Source organism: Flagellimonas ulvae (assembly GCF_049333175.1).
Lineage (GTDB): Bacteria > Bacteroidota > Bacteroidia > Flavobacteriales > Flavobacteriaceae > Flagellimonas.
In genome coordinates this window covers 3,672,514-3,695,047 of the sequence record NZ_CP186325.1, presented here as the reverse complement: position 1 = coordinate 3,695,047, position 22,534 = coordinate 3,672,514, and the positions used below count along the sequence as shown (strand labels likewise).

Genomic DNA, 22,534 nt, shown 5'->3' with positions numbered 1-22,534 from the left:
ATATCGTGCCAAAAAACCAAAACTCCTCAAAATGAAGTGTTTAGATGTTTGATATTGCTCGTATTTCCACATGATTAAAACTGCTGCCCGATAATGAAGTGTGTTTGCCAGCCACTGGGTCCTACTGAACCTGGTCTGGCATCTGTATCGAAGCCATAACCAAAGTCAATTCCCAATAGACCAAATGCCGGCATAAAAATACGAAGCCCCACTCCGGCAGATCTTTTTAATTCAAACGGATTAAATTCACTAAAATTGTTGAAGGCATTACCAGCTTCTAAAAACGAAAGTGCATAGATTGAAGCTGCTGGCTTTAGAGTTAACGGATAACGTAGTTCCAAAGAGAATTTATTATAGATGGTTCCCCCATCCTGCTCTTGTCTCCCAGTAATTGGGTTTATTATGAAAGGTGTCAAGGAACTGTTCTCATATCCTCTAAGCTGAACAATCTCCCTACCATCAAGAGTAAAGTTTCCTAGACCATCTCCTCCTACGAAAAAACGTTCAAATGGAACATCTCCTATATCATTGTTGTAACTTCCTAAGAAACCAAATTCGGCATTGGTTCTCAATACCAACTTATCAACTAACTGAGTATACCAATCTCCTCTAAATTTTATTTTGTAAAACTCCAAAAGCTTAAAGCGTTCCTCTTCCAATCTTTCCAATTCGTCACTTAACTCTTCAAACTCTAGTTGTTCTTCAACTGACCCCGGGTTTGGCCCTATATCAAAAAGATCTTGGGTTATTTCGTCTATCCTTGATCGTATCCCTTTAAAATCTTTCCCTGAAAACAAAGAATATGGAGGGGTAAATTTGGCGGTAAACTCAAAGTTGGAACCAGTCAAAGGGAAAATTCTACTTGGACCTTGAGAACTTCTTGAAATTCCAAACGTATAATTCAAAGAATTGGAACTACCATTTCCAAAATTGAAAAGTCCGTTGTTGAAATCATTGAAATCGTACAACTGATAGCTCAAGGCATGGGAAACTGTAAAAAAGTCGTCTGGCCATTGAACCCTTTTTGCCAATCCGAGAGAAACACCAGTAATTGCAAACCCTCTGTCTCTATCTACATCTATTCTACCTCTATTGTCAAAGTTTGTGGCGAATTGTTGAGTTCTGGATAATGATAAGTTAAAACGTACTGGCTTTTTACCTCCAAGCCAAGGTTCTGCAAAATTTAAACTGTATACCCTAAAAGACCTACTTGCCTGCAATCGCAAGGCAAATGTTTGTCCATCTCCCATAGGAACTGGCTTATAGGCTTTTCCGTTAAATATATTACTCAACGAGAAGTTATTGAAGGAAAGTCCAAGCGTTCCAATAAATCCTCCACCACCAAATCCTCCTTGTAGTTCTATTTGACTTGAACCGGATTCAACCAAACTATACTTGATATCCACTGTTCCTGCATTCGGGTCGGGGTTCTGTATGTCTGGTGCAATTTGTTCCGCATCGAAAAAACCAAGTTGTCCAAGTTCTCGAATACTTCTTACAATATTGTCTTTGCTATACTTTTGACCTGGTCTTGTGCGAAGTTCCCTGAAAATCACGTGGTCGTTGGTTTTGTCGTTGCCTACTACCGTAACATGATTTAGGAAGGTTTCTTTACCTTCAATGATTCGAATTTCAAAATCTATGGTGTCATTGACCGCTGAAACCTCCACTGGATTTATGCTGGAAAAGAGATAGCCATTATTCTGATAAAGGTTGGTTAAATCAACTGCATCTGGTTTGGTATCATCAGCAATTCTTTTTTTGAGTAAAACCCCATTATATGTTTCTCCTTTCCGAATACCCAAAACCTGGCTCAACTGTCTATCTGTATAAACAGAATTACCTACAAAATTGATATCTCCAAAATAGTACTTGTTCCCTTCTTCTACCTTTATTTTTAAATCAATGTTGTTTTCATTTACCTTAATAAAGGTATCTGATAGGACTCGGGCATCACGATAACCTCTTTCTGCATAAGCATCAACCAGGCTGGTAAGGTCTTCTTCAAAATCAGCTTCTATATATTTTGATTTTTTCCAGAAACGATATAGCTTTTTCTTCTTTGTATTTTTTAAAGCCTTTTGAAGGCGTTTTTTAGATAACTTTTCATTTCCTTCAAAAACAATACTCCTAATTTTTACCTTATCCCCTTTGTTCACATTGATAACCATACTTTGCGAATTGGTATCGGAAGTATCTTTAGCGGTTGCAATGTTTACTTTTGCATTTAAATAACCTTGCTTCTTATATTTATTTTGAAGATAGTTTTTGGTGTTGGCTATCAAACTTTCGGTTATCTTCTTTCCTTTTTTAAGGTCAGTGTCGTTAATAATATCATCAACTTTTCGTTTTTTAACCCCAAAAATGGTCACTTTTGATAAGGTTGGTCTTTCCAAAATGTTAAGCTCCAAGAAAATCTTATCATCTTCTATTTTGGTGTAGTACATACTAACATCACTGAACAGCTCCAGGCTCCATAATTTCTTAATTACAGCACTGATTTCATCTCCAGGTACGGTAATACGTTGACCCACACGAAGGCCTGTGTACGTTTTTACGGTCTGCTCATTGTAACTTTGCAGCCCCGTTACCGACAAACCCCCTAAAATGTAAGTCTTGCCATTTTCAAAGGAAGTGTCCTGGGCTAAGCTCGGGCTGAAGTAAAGGAGAAGAAGGAGTAATGTTAGGTAAGGTTGTAAAGTTTTGGTGGTCCCTTTAACTGAGTTGTTCGCTAGTCTTTCCAAATCGTCTTTCTCTATTTTGGTAACTTAATATTGCTTCTACCAAATGATGCTCACTAAAATCAGGCCAAAATACGTCAATAAAATATAATTCGGCATATGCTATCTGCCAAAGTAAAAAATTGCTTATTCTGCACTCTCCACTGGTGCGAATAAGCAAGTCTACATCTGGCATGAAGTGCGTGTAAAGATGAGTATTTATAACGGTTTCGTCAATATTTTCAAGTGAAATTATATTATTTTTAACTTTGGAACTTATCTCTTTTATTGCGGTCTTCAGCTCCTCTCTAGAACCATAGCTCAATGCCAAGGTCAAGGTCATTCCCGAATTTTTTTCAGTTTTCGCAATTACTTCTGATAGTTCTTTTTGTGCTTTGGATGGTAAAGTATTTATATTTCCAATAGCCCTTAATCGGATATTGTTCTTATTCAGGGTATCTAATTCTTTACGGAGTGATGAAACCAAAAGCTTCATTAAGGTTTCCACTTCCAACTTTGGTCGATTCCAATTTTCTGTTGAAAATGCATAAAGGGTAAGAAAGTCTATTCCAAGCTTTGCACAGGACTCTACTGTGTTCCTAACAGCATCAACGCCATTTTCATGGCCGAAAACCCTCAGTCTTCCACGCTGTTTTGCCCATCTTCCGTTACCGTCCATAATGATGGCAACGTGTTTTGGCAATCTATTCTTGTTAACGTCCTCTAGTGTTAGCATTTACTCAAAGCAATCCTGGCAAGGTTTACGTCCAAAGGTATAGGTTAAAGTTATACCAGAGAAAACGTACCAGTCATCACTTAGAATGTTTCCGAATCTAAATTGCTCAAAATTGGAACCTTCGGGATTACTCCCATCTAGATTATCCGTAAAGGTATATCTTGCCCCAATCTCAGCCCCAAGAATAAGAAACTGATTCAAACGATACTTGGCCCCTACCGTCATTGGAATTGCAAAACTACCTTCTTTTTGGTTAATATCCTGCACTTGTTGTGCATCAAAATAATTAAAATCATACCTAAAATAGGTTAAACCCGTGTAGAGATAGGGGGTAAAGGCTGGCCCGAGCTTATGAAGATTGTATTCCACAAAGTTAAATTCAAGCCCTACAGAGCCTTCCAGGACCGAGTTATCGATTACAAAACCTCTTTGCTCACGTGAAGATTTGGAGGACTTTGTGTCATCAGCTGTAAAACTTCCATAGATTACACTGGCGCGCCATGCATATCTTTTACTTTTGTTCCACTTAAAAAGACCTCCAAAAGCTGGCCCGGATGGCAATATATAATTGGTTCTACCTACATCACCAATAACATTTGCGCCACCAGCAAAGAGCCCCACTTCATAGGTTTGGGCATTCGCTCCAAGCACTGCACACAAAAAACAGCAAAAACTATTCGCATACCATATATAATGTTAACCTAAAAGAAGTAAAGGAAAGTCTATATAAATCTGGGTTAATATGTTCTCCTTTGTTAAACAGTTTTTAGCTGTTTTTATTGTTTCAAAATACATCAATTGCGTTTGTCCTCGCCCCAAAGAAGTTTATTGCGAAGTGTTTTTAAAAAGCTTTCAGATTTATATTCAATCATGTTAATAGTAAAGTCAGACTTTTTTATTCTAATTTCTTGCCCGTTGGGAATGCTCTCAATTCGGGAATCCAGCGAAATCAAATGATTCTCTTCCCTACCGGACACCTTTAAGCGTATCTCCGTATCATCAGAAATCACAAAAGGTCTTGCATTTAAATTATGTGGCGCAATAGGTGTAAGCACTAGAGACTTAGTGGATGGTGCAATAACAGGTCCACCGCAGCTCAAAGAATATCCTGTTGAACCAGTCGGTGTTGATACTATAAGCCCATCTGCCCAATATGAAGTCAAATACTCATCATTCAAATAGGTTTCCACGGTAATCATGGAAGTTGTATCCTTTCGGCTAACAGTAATCTCATTCAAAGCGAAGTTCAATCCGTTGAATTCCTTTTGTTCGGAACTTAATGAGACCTCTACCAAAGAACGTCCTTCTATCGTGTATGCTCCCGACATAAATTCAGTTACTACTTTGCGAACATCTTCTTTTTTAAACGTGGATAAAAAACCCAACCTGCCCGTATTTACACCAACAATTGGTATACCTAAGTCCTTAATATAGGTAACGGCCCGGAGCATGGTACCGTCGCCTCCAAAGCTGACAAATAGATCAAAAGTATTGTCAAGACCTGAAGACTGGGTGAATTCTTCTTGATCGGTGGCAACTCCTAAACTCTCTAGCATCCTTTGGAAACCTGATTCAATATAGGTCTTAGCCCCAACGGATTTAAGTTCAGCTAGAAGTTCCAGAACGAAGATTCTGTCCTGCTCCACAATATTTTGGCCATAGATGGCAACCTTCATATTATATATTGAGATATTTTTCTAGGTAATCAGAACGTTCTTTCAGGTCTTCAATGAACTTATCATCACTATTCCCAAACTCGATAGTATAATTATACCTTCTAAAGGTCTGTGCCACCTCATTCAAGTTTTCTGAAGCAATTTTTAGGGTAATATAAAGGATATCGTTCAAGGATTCAGAAATAAATGCCCCCAACAGCCTAGCATTGTTACTTTCCACAATTTGGGCAATTTCACTAAAAGAATAATCTTTACTTCCTATTGAAACTACCAAGATACTACCAGCCTCTCTAAAAAATGGAGTATCAATGAAGTAGTCTACAACTTCTTCAAGGTTATAATATCCAGCAACCATTTCATTATCATCAATAACAGGGATTACATTGGCTTCATTTCTGGAAAATGTCTCCAAAACATCCATCCACATAGTTTCTTTTTTTACATGAAACCGCTCCATTTCAAACCTAAACTTACCTATGGTCTCATCAGGCTCAAAACACGGAAGGTCATTTTCTGATAGAACACCTAGATATTCGCCATTTTCGGTAACTGCAACATGTGAAAACGCAGATTCCTCAAAGAACAGTATTACATCTTTTAAGGTTTCCGAAACCTCAAAAACAGGAATTGATGATATGATTTTATCTTGAATTTGCATAGCAAAACTCTTAAGCGCAAAATACTAATTTTAAATAGCAAAAGGCATGCCTATTGTTTAATTTTGATTCCTTAAATATGAATACATGACAAAGCTAAGTGTCAATATTAACAAACTAGCCACATTAAGAAACTCCAGAGGGGGAAATGTTCCGGATTTATTAAAGTCCGCCCAAGATATTGAATCCTTTGGTGCGCAAGGCATTACAGTACATCCGAGACCGGATGAACGTCATATAAAATATCAAGATGCCCTTGATTTAAAACAAGTTGTTACCACAGAGTACAACATTGAAGGCAATCCTATTCCTAAGTTTATTGATTTGGTCCTAAAAGTGAGGCCAACACAGGTAACCCTGGTTCCAGATGCGGAGGATGCCATCACTTCCAATGCCGGATGGGACACTTTGAAACATAAGGATTTTCTGGTCGATGTCATCAAAACCTTTAAAAACGAGGGTATTCGGACCTCTATTTTTGTAGACCCTATTATAGAAATGGTAGAAGGAGCGGCTAAAACTGGAACCGACCGAATTGAATTATACACTGAAAGCTATGCCCAAAAGTTCGTTATGGGTAAAAAAGAAGAGGCGGTAAAACCATTCACGAATGCTGCCTTTGCAGCACAAAAATCTGGTTTGGGATTAAATGCAGGGCATGATTTAAGTTTGGATAATATTAAATTTTTCAAAGAGAACGTCCCCAACCTTCTTGAGGTATCCATTGGACATGCACTTATTTGCGAATCCCTCTATCTAGGGCTTGAAAATGTGGTCAATATGTATCTAAATCGATTGAAATAATGGAATTACTTCACTCTAGGATTTTAGGAGAAGGAAAACCTCTTTTGATTCTTCATGGCTTTTTAGGTATGTCGGATAACTGGAAAACTTTGGGCAATCAATTTGCCAAAGATGGTTTCCAGGTTCACCTTATAGATCAAAGAAACCATGGAAAGAGTTTCCACTCTAATGAGTTCGACTATGAAATCTTGAGTGATGACCTGTCGAACTATATAGAACATTACCAAGTTTCCAAAGCTAATATAATTGGTCATTCCATGGGAGGAAAAACCGCCATGCAATTCTCTATTTCCCATCCAACCCAAGTTGCTAAATTGGTTGTAGCCGATATTTCTCCAAAATATTATCCACCGCATCACCAATACATTATTGATGCCTTGTCTAATTTGGATTTCAGTAGTATTGAAAGCAGAAAACAAGCAGATGAAGTCTTATCCCAACATCTTTCGGATTTTGGAATACGTCAGTTTTTATTGAAAAATCTATATTGGGTAGAACAAGGCAAACTCGGTCTTCGTTTTAATCTAGACATTCTCAAGGACAGAATGGAAGAAATAGGTGAAAGCATACCTGCCACTTCTACTTTTGAAGGGCCCACATTGTTTTTAAGAGGTGACCGGTCTGAATATATCTTGCCCAATGATTATTCAGAAATACAGAAACACTTTCCCCAGGCAGATATTAAAACAATTGACAAAGCAGGACATTGGCTTCATGCAGAGAATCCTAAGCAATTTTTTGAAAAGGCGGCAAACTTTCTGAATTCTTAAAATTCACCCCTTTTTATTATGCATGCATAATTTTTTTGCCCATTTAATTGTCTGTATAACAAATTTCATATAGATTTGGTTAATTCTGATTTAACTGTAAGGTTAACTTAAACTAACTCTAATTAAATTACTTATGAAAAAATTCTATGCCCTATTCCCCTTGTTAGGGTTATTGTTGATAGCATGCTCGGATGATGATGATGCTCAAACCACTACTCCCGACCCGGACCCTATTGTATTTACATCAGGAACGGCTGATTTTTCAAATTATGTTTCTATAGGGAATTCCCTTACCGCAGGATTTTCGGATAACGCACTTTTCATTGCTGGGCAAGAAGCCTCTTTACCCAATATGTTAGCTTCAAATTTTGCTTTGGCTGGTGGTGGCACTTTTAATATTCCATTTATGGCGGATAACTTGGGTGGTGCTACCATAAATGGCTTCACTGATTTAGATATGGATGGAAATCCAGATATAGCAAATCGTCTTTTCTTGGCCTTTACTCCTGACGGTCCTACTCCAACTAGAGTTCCAGGGCAAGGAACAACTGAAATCACTCAAAAATTATCTGGAACCTTCAACAATATGGGTATTCCAGGAGCAAAGAGCTATGAATTGTTGGCAGAGGGCTATGGAAGTGTTGCTGGACTTGCAGCGGGCACTGCCAATCCTTACTTTGTGCGTTTTTCTTCATCTGAAAGTGCTTCGGTACTTGGAGATGCTGCAGCACAGGGCGCTACATTCTTTTCTCTATGGGCCGGTTCCAATGACATATTATTATATGCGACCAGTGGAGGTACTGGAGTTGACCGTACTGGTAACGACAACGCTATGGAATATAACCGAAATGACATAACAGACCCGGGGCTTTTAGGCAATGCTATTGGAGGAATTCTACAAACCATGACGGCAAATGGAGCTGGTGGGGTTATTGCAAATCTACCAGACGTGACGGATATTCCATTTTTCACCACAGTCCCTTTTGCTCCGTTAGACCCAACAAGCGAAACTTTTGGTCCACAAATTCCAGCTTTGAATGCTCAATTTGCAGGATTGAACCTCGTTTTCCAAGCTTTAGATGTACCAGAAAGACAATTTGTTTTTTCTGAAACAGAAGCCAGTCCCGTGATTATAAAAGATGAAGATTTAACGGATTTATCGGCACAGATAACCGGTGCCTTAATGATGAACGGTGTGGATGCTGGAACTGCCCAACTTACAGGTTTCTTGTATGGCCAAGCAAGACCCGCAAACGAAGACGATTTATTGGTATTGACCAGTCGCACTGAAATTGGTGAGCTTAATGAAGAGGCTTTTGCGTTGCTCACTGGTACTTTTATGCTACCTCCTGAAACCGCAGGCCAACTGGCAGTGAATGGAATCACTTTTCCTTTGGAAGACCAATGGGTATTGACTCCTGAAGAGCAGGAAGTTGTGGCAAACGCTTTAGCAGCATATAACCAAACCATAGAGACGCTTGCGAATCAATTTGGGTTGGCTTTTGTTGATGCCAATGCCATATTGGCCAACCTCAATGCCAATGGGCTACCTCAAGCAGATGGTAGTGTGGTAACCTCAACATTTGCTACTGGTGGTGCTTTCTCTCTAGATGGAGTTCATCCAGCACCAAGAGGATATGCTATTTTGGCCAATGCCTTTATTGAAGCGATAAACGAAACTTACGGTTCCAATCTTCCAGGTGTAAATCCTTTGGATTTTACCGGATTGTATATCGACTAAATACAAAAAAGACTTATATTAAAAGCACCACATAATGTGGTGCTTTTTTATTAACCAAATTCATCGTTATGAACCTTATTCTCAGACTACTGCTCAATGCCTTGGCCGTCATAATACTTGCCTATGCCCTACCCGGTGTTGGTGTTGATTCATTTGTAACTGCATTGATAGTTGCGTTAGTATTAGGTATACTCAACTTTTTGGTAAAACCACTTCTGGTCATTCTCACATTACCCATAACCATTATAACCTTGGGGCTATTTTTATTGATTATCAACGCAATAATCATCCTAATTGCAGCGAATTTCATCTCCGGATTCCAAGTCAATGGGGTATTGTGGGCCATAATATTCAGTATTTTACTGTCTATCCTTCAATCCATTCTACATTCCCTCCTAAAGGACGATAAAAAGAAATCATAGACTTTGGTGTTCAATAACTTAAAAAGTTGTTGTGATACGGAAAATACCGTACTTTTGCCACCCATTTTTCAACAGAAATTATTTAGGTAGCAGATGAATATTATAAAACAGCAGATTGATGAGCTTAATGCAGTTGTAAAAGTTGCCATTAGCAAGGAAGATTACCAAGAAAAGGTAAACAACATCCTAAAAGACTACAGGAAACAAGCTAATATTCCTGGGTTTAGAAAAGGCCAAGTTCCTATTGGTTTAATTAAAAAGCAATATGGGAAAGCGGTTTTGGTTGATGAAGTCAATAAATTGTTACAAGACAACCTTAATAAATATCTTACTGAAGAAAAGTTGGATGTTTTGGGAAATCCACTACCAAAGCAAATGGATAATTTTGATTGGGACAGTGAAGTATTGGATTTTGAATTTGAATTAGGGCTTGCTCCCGATTTCGATGTTAAATTGAAAAGCAAGAAAGCTATCACCCAATACAAGATTGTTGCTGATAAAAAAATGATTGACGAGCAAGTAGAGCGCATTCAAAAGCAATATGGGAAATTGGTTTCCAAAACCGAAATAGGAGCCAAAGATGAAGTAACCGGGGTTTTCAAAAATGAAGAAGAAGAAATTGAAAACAAAACCACCATTGAGCTTGACAAGATAAAAAGCAAGAAAGCAACTAACGCCTTAGTTGGAAAAAAGACTGGAGAAACCATCACTTTGAGCACCAAAGGGTTGTTCAAGGAAGATTATTTGTTGTCCAGCGCTTTGGGCATTGATAGGGAAAAGGCGGAAAAACTCAATATTGATGTAAGTTTTACCGTTGAGGAAATCAATGAGAGACAACCTGCAGAATTGAATCAAGAGCTTTTTGATAAGCTTTTTGGAAAGGACAATGTTACATCTGAAAAGGAGTTAAAGGAAAAAATCAAAGAGGATTCTGAAAAGCAATTTGAACAACAAGCGGACCAGAAGCTTTTAAATGATGTAACTGAAAAACTTATTGAAGACACCAAATTTGAACTTCCTGCAGAATTTTTGACCAAATGGATTCAGGTAAGTGGTGAAAATTCATTAACAGATGACCAAGCCAAGGAAGAGTACGAGAAGTCTGAAAAAGGATTAAGATACCAATTGATTGAAGGTAAAATCATTAAGGAGAATGACCTTCAGGTTCAATTCGATGAACTAAAGGAATTTGCTAAAGGGTTCATTAAATCTCAAATGGCTCAATATGGGCATTTAGACCCAAAAGAAGAAGAGCTTGAAAATGTGGCTAATCGAGTCTTGGGCAATCAAGACGAAGTAAAACGACTTTCGGAGCAAATGATGAGTCAAAAACTTCTGGAGTTGTTCAAAGAAAAGGCCAATTTGAAGGTAAAGGAAGTTTCTTATGACAACTTTGTAAAAGAGGTTTACGGCTAAACTTCAACTAAAGGAAATTTAAGTATCTTTATGGTGCCGAAAGTTGACCTTTTCGGCACCTTTTTTTTAAAGCTAAATTGAACGATATTCTATGGATTACGCTAATGAATTTCAGAAATACGCCACCAAACACTACGGAGTAAATAGCATGTACTATGACAAAATCATTAGTAGCATGTATCCCGTGAATATGACACCTAATATTATTGAGGAAAGACAATTGAACGCTATTGCGATGGATGTTTTCTCTCGATTGATGATGGACAGAATCATCTTTATGGGAACAGGCATCAACGACCAAGTGGCCAATATTGTTCAAGCTCAATTATTGTTTCTTGAAAGTGCCGATGCTTCAAAAGATATTCAAATCTATATAAACTCACCAGGTGGAAGCGTCTATGCCGGTCTTGGAATTTATGATACCATGCAGTTCATTAAACCGGATGTGGCCACAATCTGCACAGGAATTGCCGCCTCTATGGCAGCCATCATTTTATGCGCAGGAGAAAAAGGAAAACGAAGCGGGCTTACCCACTCAAGAGTGATGATTCATCAGCCGCTTTCAGGAGCCCAAGGACAGGCCAGTGATATTGAAATTGCCGCAAAAGAGGTACTTAAAATAAAGGATGAACTCTATCAAATCATCGCAAACCATTCTGGGCAGACTTTTGATAAAGTCTATGAAGACAGCGACCGAGACTTTTGGATGAAAGCAGAAGAAGCCAAAAAATACGGTATGATTGATGAAGTTTTGGCCAGAGAAAAATAGATCTTTACCAATTAAAAGCTAAAAACAACGTAAAAACGTATTATTTTCACCTTTTTTTGCGTTATTGTGTGTTGAACCTCAAGGTTATATGGCAAAAGAAAATTTAGAATGTTCTTTTTGTGGGAGAAAAAAACCAGAGACCAATCTCTTGATTGCTGGTTTGGATGCCCATATTTGCGACAGGTGTATTGAACAAGCCCATAGTATTGTTGCAGAAGAATCCAAACAATCCAACAACCAGGATCTTTCTTCAGAATTGATTCTGAAGAAGCCTATGGAAATCAAGGATTTTCTGGACACTTTCGTTATTGGACAAGAACGCACCAAAAAGGTGATGTCCGTAGCGGTATACAATCACTACAAAAGATTATTACAACCCAAAGGCAATGATGACGATGTAGAAATCCAGAAGAGTAACATTGTAATGGTTGGACAAACAGGAACTGGGAAAACCCTTATTGCCAAGACCATTGCAAGAATGCTCAATGTTCCGTTAGCTATTGTGGATGCCACCGTACTTACTGAAGCTGGTTACGTGGGTGAAGATGTGGAAAGTATCTTGACCCGATTATTACAGGCTGCAGATTACAATTTGGAAAAAGCTGAAAGAGGTATCGTTTTCATTGACGAGATTGATAAAATAGCACGTAAAAGTGATAATCCCTCCATTACACGAGACGTTTCAGGTGAAGGCGTACAGCAAGGTTTGCTCAAGCTTTTAGAAGGTACCGTTGTCAATGTTCCACCAAAAGGTGGAAGAAAACATCCGGACCAAAAGTTCATCGAGGTCAATACTGAAAACATTCTATTCGTAGCCGGTGGTGCTTTTGATGGTATTGAACGAATCATCAACAAACGCTTAAACATGCAAGCTGTTGGGTATAGTGCATCTAAGGCAGAAGATAGCCTTGACAGCAAGAACATTCTTCAATATATAATCCCAAAGGATTTAAAAGAGTTTGGATTGATTCCGGAAATCATTGGTAGACTTCCAGTCTTGACCCATATGAATCCTTTGGACGCCAAAACTTTGCGTGCCATTCTTACCGAACCTAAGAATGCCATCATCAAACAATACGAAAAGTTGTTTGCTATGGACAATATTACCTTCAGCATTACAGAACAAGCATTAAACTACATTGTGGAGAAAGCCGTGGAGTATAAATTGGGAGCAAGAGGATTGCGTTCACTTTGTGAAGCTGTGTTTACAGACGCTATGTTCACTTTGCCTAGTAGCGAAGAAAATGAATTCAAGGTTTCCAAAGCATATGCTGAAGAAAAACTTTCGCATGAGACAATAAAGAAATTAAAGGCTGTCTCTTAAGAATTCTATTTGCTTATTGAACTGGTTATCTTTTGCAAAAGACCCAAGCTCACATCTGAAATTATTTTTTCATCAGAATAAAGATTGTGCCCAAATCCGGGAACTATTTCCAACTTTGCATTGACCTGATTCGCCCAATTCATTCCAGGTTTGAAGGCATCGCACTCCCCAAAAATTAATCGCATGGGAAGGTTTGGTTTCTTTTCCTCATAGCGAACGCGTGTGGAAGAAACAGTAGTAAGTGATTTCATGGGAAGACCTTTAAGTGCCGCTTTCCATGCAATGGTTCCACCAGTGCTAAAAGCTAAATAATGACTAGGCTCTTTTTCCTTTTTTAGTAAATGGGCGACAGCAGCATCAATACCTCCATTTACAAAAGCCTCGTGTATATTTTCTTCAGTGGAAACGGTAACATCCAAGTTTCCAAGCTGTTGTGCATCATAGAAAACAATATCAAAATATTGCTGGAGGTACCCAAAGTAAGATGTAATCCACATCCCTTTCTTTACCCCCCACATATCAGAAATTACAACAAGTTTTTCTGCCATTATTAGTTTATTTGATTACCTGATTAAATTAGCTTAGGTAAGTTCCCTATAAACAACGGAAAAAACACAATTAATTGTTCATTTGAAGTAATTCTTCGATGTAAGTACGTTCATTGGAAAGTCTAGGAATCTTGTGTTGACCTCCTAATTTGTTTTTTGATTTAAGCCAATCGTGAAATAAATTCTTACGGGCCAAATGTACTTTGGGCATTGTCAAAGTCATGTTATTGTAGCGTTTTGCCTCATAATCTGAGTTCAGGGACTTAAGAGCATTGTCCAAAAATTCTGTGAAATAGGCGACATCCAAAGGAGCCTTTCTAAACTCAATGAGCCACTCATGCCCCCCCTTTTCCGAGCCATTCATAAAAATGGGTGCAGCGGTGTAGTCCATAATCTCCGCATCAGTCTTAATACATATTTGCTTTAAGGCTTCCTCCGCGTTTTCAATGATGAGCTCCTCGCCAAAAACATTGATATGATGCTTTGTTCGCCCAGTAATTCGAATTCTATAGGGGTTTTTGGAAGTAAAGCGAATGGTATCTCCTATTTTATAACGCCATAATCCCGCATTGGTGGTGATTACCACAGCATAATTTACCCCTACCTCAACTTCCCAAAGAGGGATGGCATACTCCTCACCTGGATGATTTACTGGGATAAACTCGTAAAATATGCCGTAATCCAACATTAGCAATAAATCTTCAGAGCTGTTGCGGTCCTGTATGGCAAAAAAGCCCTCCGACGCATTGTAAGTTTCGTAATAGTTAAAACTTTTTCTCGGCAATAATTTTCTAAACTGATCTTTATACGGAGTAAAACTTACCCCTCCATGAAAATAAACTTCCAAATTCTCCCAAACCTCAAATAGGTGTGTTTTTTGGGTACGTTCCAATACATCATTCAACAAAACAAGCATCCACGAAGGAACTCCGGCCAAACTGGTAACATTCTCGTTTATGCTTTCCTTGATAATGGCCTCTAACTTTGTGTCCCATTCACCCATCAAGGAAACTTTACTGCTTGGAGTACTGCTGTATTCCGCCCATAAAGGCATATTATCAATTAAAATTGCCGATAAATCGCCAAAAAAAGTGCCATTGTCCTCATACAGTTCTTTGCTCCCTCCCAGTCTTAAACTCTTTCCCAAAAAGAGTTGGGAGTTTTCATTGTTATTCAAATAAAGGCACAACAAATCTTTACTCGATTTAAAATGGCAATCCTCAAGCGCTTCGGAACTTACAGGTATGAATTTGCTTTTTGCATTGGTGGTTCCACTGCTTTTTGCAAACCATTTAATGGGTGTGGGCCAAAATAGATTTTGTTCTCCTCTTCGGGATCTTTCAATCAACGGGGCAATATCTTCATAATTCACCAACGGCACCCGTTCCCTGAACTCATCATACTTCAAATCTCCTGAAAACCCATATTGCTTACCCAATACCGTATCCTTGGAAAAATCCATGAGCTGGTGCAATACTTCGTTTTGCACATCCAAAGGATACTTTAAAAAAAGTTCTATTTGATGATAGCGCTTTTTCAATAACCAGGAAGCAATGCTATTGAATAATGGTATTGGCATTTTAGGTATATTTGACCTACATGGATTATAGGTCCAATAGCTAAAATAGCGTATCCTAATCTCATTATCAAATCAACTAAAACAATTAAATTTCTCTATGCTGTACGAAGGTGTTTTGCGTAAAATGCGAACTGAATTAGGAAGTCCCATCCAATACTTTTTGGTTTTTGAGAACGATTTTATCAACATAAACCAAGCCTTGAATCAAAAGCTCAAAATAGAGTTCATCAAATACCAATGCCTTGGCACTGGCAAAAACGAACCCATCTACCGCCAAGGATTTTGCAAATCATATTTCTTTGAATCTGCTGCGGCAGGTGATTGGATAATGAAGCCCGAACTCAGCAAAGCACACTTAAACATAGAAGATCGAGATTTGGATTATGAGAAGCGCGTGCAACTGCAGCCACATATTGTCTATTTGGCCAATTCAAGCAATGTAAAAGTAGGCGTTACTCGTAAAAGTCAGGTTCCAACCCGATGGATAGATCAGGGTGCTCATGAAGCCATTGAAATAGTCGAAACACCCAATCGATATTTGGCAGGAATTACAGAAGTAGCGCTTAAAGCCCATGTGAGCGACAAGACCAGCTGGCAGAAAATGCTGAAAAATGACCTCGAGGATGTTGATTTAATTGAATGGCGACAAAAATTGAAGTCGTACATTCCAGAGGAAGTGGCAGATTATTTTATCGAATCAAATGGCGAAACCCATTTGGAGTTTCCCGTTTTACAATATCCTGAGAAAGTAAAAAGTGTCAACCTAGAAAAAATTCCATCCTTTTCTGGGACACTAAAAGGAATTAAGGGGCAATATCTGATTTTTGAAGATTCTACCGTCTTCAATGTTCGGGCTCATGAAGGATACTATGTAGGTATCGACATTAACTAAATTATTTGACCGAATCCTTTTTCTTCTTTTTACCTAATAGTCCTCCCAAAAGCGACTTAGCTGTATTTTTTACAGGATCTTCTTCAGTTTTTGTTGAATCCTTGTTTTTGTCAGACCCTCCCAGCAAACTGCCCAGCACTTCTCCTGTTGTTGATTTTTTTGTTCCTGTTGAATCATTCTCTTTACTCAAAACATTGGACAGCAAATCCTTGGCAGAATCCTTTCCTTTATTGAGCAATTTTTGTTTTTGAATCTCTACCAGTTGGTTTGTCAACTTACTCACCCCTGAAGTTAAATCGGTTTTAACAGTTGGGTTGGCATAACTCCCTCCAATATTGGCCACAACCGGAATGGTCAGGTTTTCCGTATCCGATTCATCCAGTTGGGCAATGAGATTGTTTACTTGACTCCCTAAATATTTGGCAGGTACGTCTAAAGTGGCTTGGTACTGCAATTCTTTTTGAAGGTTATGACTTCCAGAAACGTTCACAGCAATATCTTTATAGTTCACTGTGAAAGGTTTGACCTGCACTTCACCATTATCAAAACTTAGCGCTGTTTTCAGATTATCCAAATTCAAGTCTTTAATGTCAAGAAAATCTAATTGTCCACTAAACGCAGATAATAATGGAGCTTTTTCGGTATTTACCTGAGTTGCCATAAGTTCTGCTAAGATATCCCCTGAAAGGGAAGCTAAATTGGGAGTCATGTCTTTTTTAAGGTAACCGGAAATCTTGATATCTGAATTTAATTTTCCTTGTAAGGCACTAGCTATTGGAGCAACTGCTTTGAATAACTCCAACGCTTGGAAAGATTCTCCAATATTAAAGCCATCCATTCCTAAAATCATATCAAATGAAGGGTTTTCTTCTCTTGTTGAAACGGCACCCTGTAGTTCGAGAATTCCTCCAAAAAGATTGGATTGTAGATTCTGCAATGTGGCCTTTTGGTCTTTTATAAATAAAGTTCCCTGAACGTTCCTTAAACTCAGGTTATCATATAGTACCGTATTTGCTTTGGCATTAATGGTACAATCCAAAAAGGAAGGTATTTTCATTACTGCTTCACCTTCTGTTGTATTTCCAGTACTTTCCTCTTCATCACCATCTACCATAAAATCATTCACAGCAAATGTGTTGGAAGTCAAATCAAAATTGCCCTCAATGGACTCTTTATTGAAAAGATACCCCAATAAATTGGTCAAAGTACCGGAAGCCTTAAAGTCGGACTGACCCGTTTTACCGTCAAAGGAGTTGAGAGAAACAGTTTCAGGATTAAAAGTCAATGAAGCTTGGTTTATAGCTATTGGATTATTCAATTCTTCGCTATCATATTCAAAACCATTTAGCTCCAAATTCCCAGAGGTCTTAGTATTCTCATAGCGTTTGTTCTCTACTGAAGCCATATCAAAAGCTGTAGTAACATCAGCGTTTAAAAGTCCCTTTAGATTATAATCTTCAGGCACGGGATAGGCTTGCGCTAAATTTGCCAAATTCATTTTACCATCCGCATGAGCATTCACCTTGGTATTCCCCAACAAATCCGTAATTCTTGACCTCAGATTAAACCTATCTTGACCAATGGCAAAGGAAAGTTTTTTGATGTCCACAAAGGTATCTTCCGTAATTCCAGTCTTGTTTTCAACCACGGCATCAATCATTATGTTCCTTACGGTTTGTGGTAAATCAGGATATTTGAAAGATGCATTGTTGGAATTCATCTGAATGGAAAACTTTGGTATATGCTCTTCATCCACAATACCCTTGAATTCACCATTTACCTTGAATTCACCTGTAGTCTGGACATTTTCAATGTTCTTTGAGTACGCTTCAGGAATCACGGCCAGAAAGTTCTTAAAATCGGAAGAGGGCGTAGCAAAGCTAATGTCTACTTCCTGATTGTCTTCGTTCACCTGAACAAAACCATCAAAAACTAGTGGCAGTTGGTTGACCAAAGCTTTATTTTCCAGAAACGTGTATTTATTATTCGCTAAATCGATACCTATTAAAGCATCCAAAAAGAGTTTATTCTTATTCAAGTAGCGTGTACTGTCCAATTCAAAAGAGACCAAAGCATCCGTTGTCGTTTTCAGCTCAGAGGTTTCCAGCGACAAGTCTCCAGACCCAGCATGATTCATTTCAGTAATCTCCAAATGCATCCCACTCGCAAAATCATCATAACTAATGCCGGTATTGATGATGCTGTATGATTCCAGAGCCAATGTGAAGCCTTCTGAAGAATCCGATTCTTCAACTGTACCTCCAGTATCTTTGGATACATCGTAGTTGGCGTTTTCCGCTTCATCTACTTTGATGGACAATTGTGCATCTGAAATATTTAGAGCTTTAATGGAAATGGGGTCCTCAGTGCCTTTAAAAAGTTCACTTATGGCCATTTTAAGTTCCACCTCCCCGGATGCAAAAAGGGTATCCCCTTCAAAAGGGGCGTGGTTTGTCAACGCAATCCCCTTAAGCGATACATGGGCATTGGGGAAGCTTTTGACAAGACTCAAATTGGCCTCTTCAAAATCCAAAGTGGCATTAATACTATTATTGACTTTATTTTTAAGGATGTCGGAAATCTTACCTTGAAGGAAAAAGGGAAGGGCAACTACCAAAGCGATAAGAACCACCAAAGTAATTCCCGTGATTTTAAGGAGCTTTTTTTTCATGCTTTAAGATTTGAGATAACAAAGTAAAAGAGAAGGGATTAATCCAGCGGTATCTCTTCCCCTATTTTTAAGTTAAATCTTCTACGTATTAGATATACGAAGAAATAGAGCAAAGGGGTGTCCAAGAAGGCAATAAAAACCTTAAAAGCAAATCCGCTTATCACCAATCCATAAAAAAGACTCCATGGAATTTCACCAAAGGAGCATAGTAACAATACTACTGTAAACGTATCAATGAACTGTGATGAAAAGGTTGAAAAATTGTTCCTCAACCATAAATATTTGCCCTTAGTGACTCGTTTCCAAAAATGATAAATCTGAATATCCACAAACTGAGCCAGTAAATAAGCCATCATGGAGGCAAAGACCGCCACAATGGTATTCCCGAACACATCTTTGAACATAGCATCTGAGACCGGAGACCAATCTGTTGCAGAGACTGCGGACGATGTATAGACAATTCCCAATGAAAAAAAAGAGGCAAAAATACCCGCCACCACGACCTGATTAGCCTTTTTCTTTCCAAAGATCTCAGAAATTAAATCTGTAATTAAAAAGGTAAGTGGATAGGGCAAAATACCTACAGATACTTCAAACAATGGGGCACCAAAAATGGTGATGTCGCCAAAGGGTTTCCAATAAAAAAACTTTTGAAAAATAAGATTGGACACCACCAGTGAAGTGATGAACAAAGCGCCTAAATATAAATAGATGGAAAAGGCAACTCGTTTGTCTTTTTGCGTCATTCCCTATCTGATGTTTAATCTAAAGGGCATTTTGGCCTGTATGCCCTGTTTTTCTGAAAACTGTTTGAATTCTTTTAAAATTGCGTAGGCCTCAGTGCCTATTTCTTCTTCAATTACAGAAGCACCAATTTTAGCCTTTGTGCTACTGAAATCTTCCATAAACTTTTCAAAACCTGATTTGTACCTTGGATATTTACGAATTCCGTAATAGTCCAAATTTGCCATTTGGGCGGCGGCATCAATGGCGTCGTCCAAACCTCCCAGTTCATCCACCAAACCTAACTTTTGAGCTTCAACTCCACTCCAAACCCGTCCTTGAGCCACAGCATCTACTTCTTCAACCGTCATGTTTCTACCCGAGGAAACCCTTTCTAAAAAGGTATCGTAAGTTTCTTCTATACCTTCTTTTAAAACATCCTTAAAACTATCTGTCATGGGTTCAAAAAACGAATAATCCACCGAGTTTTCGTTGGTTCCCACCTGTTCTGCGTTAATCCCTACTTTATCCGCCAATTCGTTTATGTTGGGCACCGTTCCAAAAACACCTATGGAGCCGGTAATGGTAGTAGGTTCCGCAAAAATCTTATCCGCACCAGCGCCTATATAATAGCCTCCGGATGCCGCCACGTTTCCAAAGGAAACGATTACGGGTTTACTCTGTTTAGAGACCTCTACTTGTCGCCAGATAATATCCGACACCAAAGCACTTCCGCCTGGAGAATTAATTCTAAGTACAATCGCTTTTACATCATCATCTTTTACAGCTCTCTCCAGTGACTTGTTGATTAATCCCTGTCCAATAATGTCTTTATCTCCTTCCCCATATAAAATCTCACCTTGGGCATAAATCACAGCTACTTTGTCTTTGCCAGATTTTAAATTTCTATTCCGCACCTTATCCATATAGTCATAGAAATCAACATAATTGGGCTTGTCATCTTCCTCAAGTCCCAATTCAGATTTTAAAATTTCTTCATATTCGTCGTGGTACAATACATCATCAATCAATCCTGATTCTACGGCATACTTCGGAGTTCGAGCTCCTAGGGTATCGGCTATAGTGTTCAAATTGGACTGATTAATACTTCTTGAGTTGGAAATATCGTTTATCATGGTATTCCAAATCGAAGAAATCAACTCGCGGATTTGTGTTCTATTTTCTTCACTCATCTCATCAGACAAATAAGGTTCCACAGCACTTTTATACTTACCATGGCGAATAACCTCCATTTTCACTCCCGACTTTTCCTGTAATTCTTTAAAATAGAGCACTTCGGAGGCCAATCCCTTAAAATCCATAGCTCCAACTGGATTCAGATACACCTTATTGGCCACACTCGCTAGATAATAATCCTTTTGAGTGAAGAAGTCTGAATGGGCAAAAATAAATTTCCCAGACAACTTAAAATCCAATAAAGCTTTGCGTATTTCTTGAGTCTGCGCCAATCCGGCTTGAAGAAAGCTAGTGGTCAAACTTATTCCTTTAATGTTTTCATCTTTGCCGGCTTCTTCAATAGCATGAAGAATTACATCCAATCCAATACCTTCTTCCCATAAACCGCCAAATGGATCTTCTTGATCACGCCCTACATAATCTTCAATGGGTTCAACAAAACTAAGCTCAAGTACCGAATTCTTTTTCACCACAACACCATTATCAGCCCCTCCTATCAACAGCGTGAAAATGAAGAACATGACAAACAAAATACCAAATGCCAATAGTGTTCCCAAAATAGACGCTAAAAGATTCCTCAAAAACTTCATTCCCTAACATTTTAATCGATGTCAAAGATAACTAATGTTGTATTGTTTTACTTATTTTGCTAAGCTGATTATGAGTAAGGAACACAGAGCATATTTATCGTTGGGCAGTAATTTGGGAAATCGTTTTTACACGCTCCAAAAAGCCATCTTTGAAATCAACCGTAGAGGTGGAAAGGTTATAAAGATTTCTTCCATTTACGAAACCCCGGCTGACGGCTTTGAAGGAGAAGATTTTTTAAACGCTTGCGTACTTATCCAGACAGAACTAGAACCTTTAAGTTTGCTAGAGACAATACTTTCCATAGAACGTTCTTTTGGAAGGGAGCGCAAACAGAGTGAGGGTTACGAGTCCAGAACACTGGATATTGATTTACTGCTTTACAACAATGAAGTAATCCATACAGATACTTTAGTGGTTCCTCATCCCAAAATGCATAAAAGGGCCTTTGTCTTGAAACCTTTGGCAGATATCGCCCCACAATATTACCATCCCATTGAGAACAAAGACATTCGAAATCTACTGCAGCAGACCAAGGGTCGTGAAAAGCCGGATAAAAGTCCATTAAAGTTTTTCAAGGACCGTAGTTCGCTGTTTGCGCAACTCCATTTTTTGGCCATTGAAGGAAATATAGGAGCTGGAAAGACTACCTTATCCAAAATGATAGCCAAAGAATTCAATGCCAAATTGGTATTGGAGCGTTTTGCAGACAATCCATTCCTACCCAAATTCTATGAAGACCAAGCTCGTTATGCTTTTCCTTTGGAAATGTCTTTTTTGGCAGACAGGTATCAACAATTTACGGATGACACCACCCAATTTGACCTCTTCAAAAATTTTATGGTGAGTGACTATGATATTTTTAAGTCTTTGATTTTTGCCAAAATTACCTTACAGGAGGATGAATTTAATCTATACCGGAAGGTTTTCAATTTTATGTATAAGGAGGTAAAAAAGCCGGACATCTATCTTTATCTCCATCAAAATACGGAGCGATTGTTGGAAAACATCAAAAAAAGGGGAAGGTCTTATGAAAAGAACATTCCTTTTGATTATTTGGAAAAAATAAACCGGGGCTATATGGATTTCATCAAGGGGCATCCCCAGCAAAACAGCATTATACTGGATTTAAGTGATATGGATTTCGTATCCAGACCATCCGATTACGAGTCCATCTTGGAACAACTGGAAAACAAGATTCTTTTAACCCGTTTTTAAGAGAATTTTTGGAAAATGTTTGGATATAACGAATGGTTTTATTTTATTAGCCATCTCTTTAAGAGAAACTAACTAACTCGAACT

At 38.4% G+C, this 22,534-nt stretch carries 19 protein-coding genes; 9 read left to right on the top strand and 10 right to left on the bottom strand.

Annotation, left to right across the window (positions count from 1 at the left end):
* Positions 1-74: 74 nt before the first annotated feature.
* From ACOKFD_RS17225 to ACOKFD_RS17205, 5 genes are all read right to left on the bottom strand, one after another.
* The gene (locus ACOKFD_RS17225; protein ID WP_422859038.1) at positions 75-2,744 is read right to left on the bottom strand and encodes a BamA/OMP85 family outer membrane protein; all 2,670 of its coding nucleotides are present in this window, start codon (positions 2,742-2,744) and stop codon (positions 75-77) included.
* Positions 2,716-3,456, bottom strand: coding sequence for an isoprenyl transferase (locus ACOKFD_RS17220; protein ID WP_299000607.1), 741 nt, complete (start codon positions 3,454-3,456; stop codon positions 2,716-2,718). Before ACOKFD_RS17220 ends, ACOKFD_RS17225 begins: the two co-directional genes overlap by 29 nt.
* On the bottom strand, positions 3,457-4,116 hold the full coding sequence (locus ACOKFD_RS17215; protein ID WP_422859037.1) for a DUF6089 family protein: 660 nt from the start codon (positions 4,114-4,116) through the stop codon (positions 3,457-3,459). It lies immediately after the preceding gene.
* A 134-nt stretch (positions 4,117-4,250) separates the two neighbouring features.
* Entirely contained in the window at positions 4,251-5,132 is an 882-nt protein-coding gene (locus tag ACOKFD_RS17210; RefSeq protein WP_422859036.1) for an NAD kinase, read from the bottom strand.
* 1 nt (position 5,133) lies between these two features.
* A complete protein-coding gene (locus tag ACOKFD_RS17205) occupies positions 5,134-5,790 on the bottom strand; it encodes a CBS domain-containing protein (protein WP_299000613.1) in 657 nt (218 codons plus the stop codon).
* Between the two features lie 85 nt (positions 5,791-5,875).
* On the opposite strand from ACOKFD_RS17205, the gene ACOKFD_RS17200 reads away from it, so the two are divergent.
* The 7 genes from ACOKFD_RS17200 to clpX all read left to right on the top strand — a co-directional run bounded on the left by ACOKFD_RS17200 (position 5,876) and on the right by clpX (position 13,034).
* On the top strand, positions 5,876-6,592 hold the full coding sequence (locus ACOKFD_RS17200; protein ID WP_422859035.1) for a pyridoxine 5'-phosphate synthase: 717 nt from the start codon (positions 5,876-5,878) through the stop codon (positions 6,590-6,592).
* Positions 6,592-7,362, top strand: coding sequence for an alpha/beta fold hydrolase (locus ACOKFD_RS17195; RefSeq protein WP_299000616.1), 771 nt, complete (start codon positions 6,592-6,594; stop codon positions 7,360-7,362). Before ACOKFD_RS17200 ends, ACOKFD_RS17195 begins: the two co-directional genes overlap by 1 nt.
* Positions 7,363-7,495: 133 nt before the next feature.
* Positions 7,496-9,103 carry an SGNH/GDSL hydrolase family protein gene (locus ACOKFD_RS17190; protein WP_422859034.1) on the top strand — a complete coding sequence of 536 codons (1,608 nt, stop codon included), beginning with the start codon at positions 7,496-7,498 and terminating at the stop codon, positions 9,101-9,103.
* Between the two features lie 68 nt (positions 9,104-9,171).
* Complete coding sequence (locus ACOKFD_RS17185; RefSeq protein WP_422859033.1) at positions 9,172-9,525, top strand: phage holin family protein; 354 nt, start codon at positions 9,172-9,174, stop codon at positions 9,523-9,525.
* Between the two features lie 93 nt (positions 9,526-9,618).
* Complete coding sequence (gene tig, locus ACOKFD_RS17180) at positions 9,619-10,941, top strand: trigger factor (protein ID WP_422859032.1); 1,323 nt, start codon at positions 9,619-9,621, stop codon at positions 10,939-10,941.
* Positions 10,942-11,032: 91 nt separating this feature from the next.
* Positions 11,033-11,710, top strand: a complete 678-nt coding sequence (clpP, locus tag ACOKFD_RS17175; protein ID WP_422859031.1) for an ATP-dependent Clp endopeptidase proteolytic subunit ClpP — start codon at positions 11,033-11,035, stop codon at positions 11,708-11,710.
* A gap of 88 nt (positions 11,711-11,798) precedes the next feature.
* On the top strand, positions 11,799-13,034 hold the full coding sequence (gene clpX, locus ACOKFD_RS17170; protein ID WP_299000631.1) for an ATP-dependent Clp protease ATP-binding subunit ClpX: 1,236 nt from the start codon (positions 11,799-11,801) through the stop codon (positions 13,032-13,034).
* A gap of 5 nt (positions 13,035-13,039) precedes the next feature.
* Here clpX and ACOKFD_RS17165 read toward each other — a convergent pair whose 3' ends face one another.
* Both ACOKFD_RS17165 and ACOKFD_RS17160 read right to left on the bottom strand, forming a co-directional pair.
* A complete protein-coding gene (locus tag ACOKFD_RS17165; RefSeq protein ID WP_422859030.1) occupies positions 13,040-13,582 on the bottom strand; it encodes a hypothetical protein in 543 nt (180 codons plus the stop codon).
* Between the two features lie 70 nt (positions 13,583-13,652).
* Positions 13,653-15,161, bottom strand: coding sequence for a GH3 auxin-responsive promoter family protein (locus ACOKFD_RS17160; RefSeq protein WP_422859029.1), 1,509 nt, complete (start codon positions 15,159-15,161; stop codon positions 13,653-13,655).
* Between the two features lie 97 nt (positions 15,162-15,258).
* Between ACOKFD_RS17160 and ACOKFD_RS17155 the strand changes: the two genes are divergently transcribed.
* The gene (locus tag ACOKFD_RS17155; protein ID WP_422859028.1) at positions 15,259-16,053 is read left to right on the top strand and encodes a DUF2797 domain-containing protein; all 795 of its coding nucleotides are present in this window, start codon (positions 15,259-15,261) and stop codon (positions 16,051-16,053) included.
* A 1-nt stretch (position 16,054) separates the two neighbouring features.
* Here ACOKFD_RS17155 and ACOKFD_RS17150 read toward each other — a convergent pair whose 3' ends face one another.
* The 3 genes from ACOKFD_RS17150 to sppA are packed head-to-tail and all read right to left on the bottom strand — an operon-like array spanning position 16,055 to position 21,234.
* Positions 16,055-18,724, bottom strand: coding sequence for an AsmA-like C-terminal region-containing protein (locus ACOKFD_RS17150; RefSeq protein ID WP_422859027.1), 2,670 nt, complete (start codon positions 18,722-18,724; stop codon positions 16,055-16,057).
* Between the two features lie 38 nt (positions 18,725-18,762).
* The gene (locus ACOKFD_RS17145) at positions 18,763-19,470 is read right to left on the bottom strand and encodes a queuosine precursor transporter (protein ID WP_299000643.1); all 708 of its coding nucleotides are present in this window, start codon (positions 19,468-19,470) and stop codon (positions 18,763-18,765) included.
* Between the two features lie 3 nt (positions 19,471-19,473).
* A complete protein-coding gene (gene sppA / locus ACOKFD_RS17140; RefSeq protein WP_422859026.1) occupies positions 19,474-21,234 on the bottom strand; it encodes a signal peptide peptidase SppA in 1,761 nt (586 codons plus the stop codon).
* A gap of 70 nt (positions 21,235-21,304) precedes the next feature.
* Here sppA and folK point away from each other — a divergent pair, with 70 nt between their 5' ends.
* Positions 21,305-22,450 carry a 2-amino-4-hydroxy-6-hydroxymethyldihydropteridine diphosphokinase gene (folK, locus tag ACOKFD_RS17135; RefSeq protein WP_422859025.1) on the top strand — a complete coding sequence of 382 codons (1,146 nt, stop codon included), beginning with the start codon at positions 21,305-21,307 and terminating at the stop codon, positions 22,448-22,450.
* Positions 22,451-22,534 lie beyond the last annotated feature (84 nt).

Bases quoted from the DNA above. Each gene is read 5' to 3' on its own strand.
- ACOKFD_RS17220 (WP_299000607.1), bottom strand. From the start codon at position 3,456: ATGCTAACACTAGAGGACGTTAACAAGAATAGATTGCCAAAACACGTT.
- ACOKFD_RS17210 (WP_422859036.1), bottom strand. From the start codon at position 5,132: ATGAAGGTTGCCATCTATGGCCAAAATATTGTGGAGCAGGACAGAATC.
- ACOKFD_RS17205 (WP_299000613.1), bottom strand. From the start codon at position 5,790: ATGCAAATTCAAGATAAAATCATATCATCAATTCCTGTTTTTGAGGTT.
- ACOKFD_RS17200 (WP_422859035.1), top strand. From the start codon at position 5,876: ATGACAAAGCTAAGTGTCAATATTAACAAACTAGCCACATTAAGAAAC.
- ACOKFD_RS17195 (WP_299000616.1), top strand. From the start codon at position 6,592: ATGGAATTACTTCACTCTAGGATTTTAGGAGAAGGAAAACCTCTTTTG.
- ACOKFD_RS17190 (WP_422859034.1), top strand. From the start codon at position 7,496: ATGAAAAAATTCTATGCCCTATTCCCCTTGTTAGGGTTATTGTTGATA.
- ACOKFD_RS17185 (WP_422859033.1), top strand. From the start codon at position 9,172: ATGAACCTTATTCTCAGACTACTGCTCAATGCCTTGGCCGTCATAATA.
- tig (WP_422859032.1), top strand. From the start codon at position 9,619: ATGAATATTATAAAACAGCAGATTGATGAGCTTAATGCAGTTGTAAAA.
- clpP (WP_422859031.1), top strand. From the start codon at position 11,033: ATGGATTACGCTAATGAATTTCAGAAATACGCCACCAAACACTACGGA.
- clpX (WP_299000631.1), top strand. From the start codon at position 11,799: ATGGCAAAAGAAAATTTAGAATGTTCTTTTTGTGGGAGAAAAAAACCA.
- ACOKFD_RS17165 (WP_422859030.1), bottom strand. From the start codon at position 13,582: ATGGCAGAAAAACTTGTTGTAATTTCTGATATGTGGGGGGTAAAGAAA.
- ACOKFD_RS17160 (WP_422859029.1), bottom strand. From the start codon at position 15,161: ATGCCAATACCATTATTCAATAGCATTGCTTCCTGGTTATTGAAAAAG.
- ACOKFD_RS17155 (WP_422859028.1), top strand. From the start codon at position 15,259: ATGCTGTACGAAGGTGTTTTGCGTAAAATGCGAACTGAATTAGGAAGT.
- ACOKFD_RS17150 (WP_422859027.1), bottom strand. From the start codon at position 18,724: ATGAAAAAAAAGCTCCTTAAAATCACGGGAATTACTTTGGTGGTTCTT.
- ACOKFD_RS17145 (WP_299000643.1), bottom strand. From the start codon at position 19,470: ATGACGCAAAAAGACAAACGAGTTGCCTTTTCCATCTATTTATATTTA.
- sppA (WP_422859026.1), bottom strand. From the start codon at position 21,234: ATGAAGTTTTTGAGGAATCTTTTAGCGTCTATTTTGGGAACACTATTG.
- folK (WP_422859025.1), top strand. From the start codon at position 21,305: ATGAGTAAGGAACACAGAGCATATTTATCGTTGGGCAGTAATTTGGGA.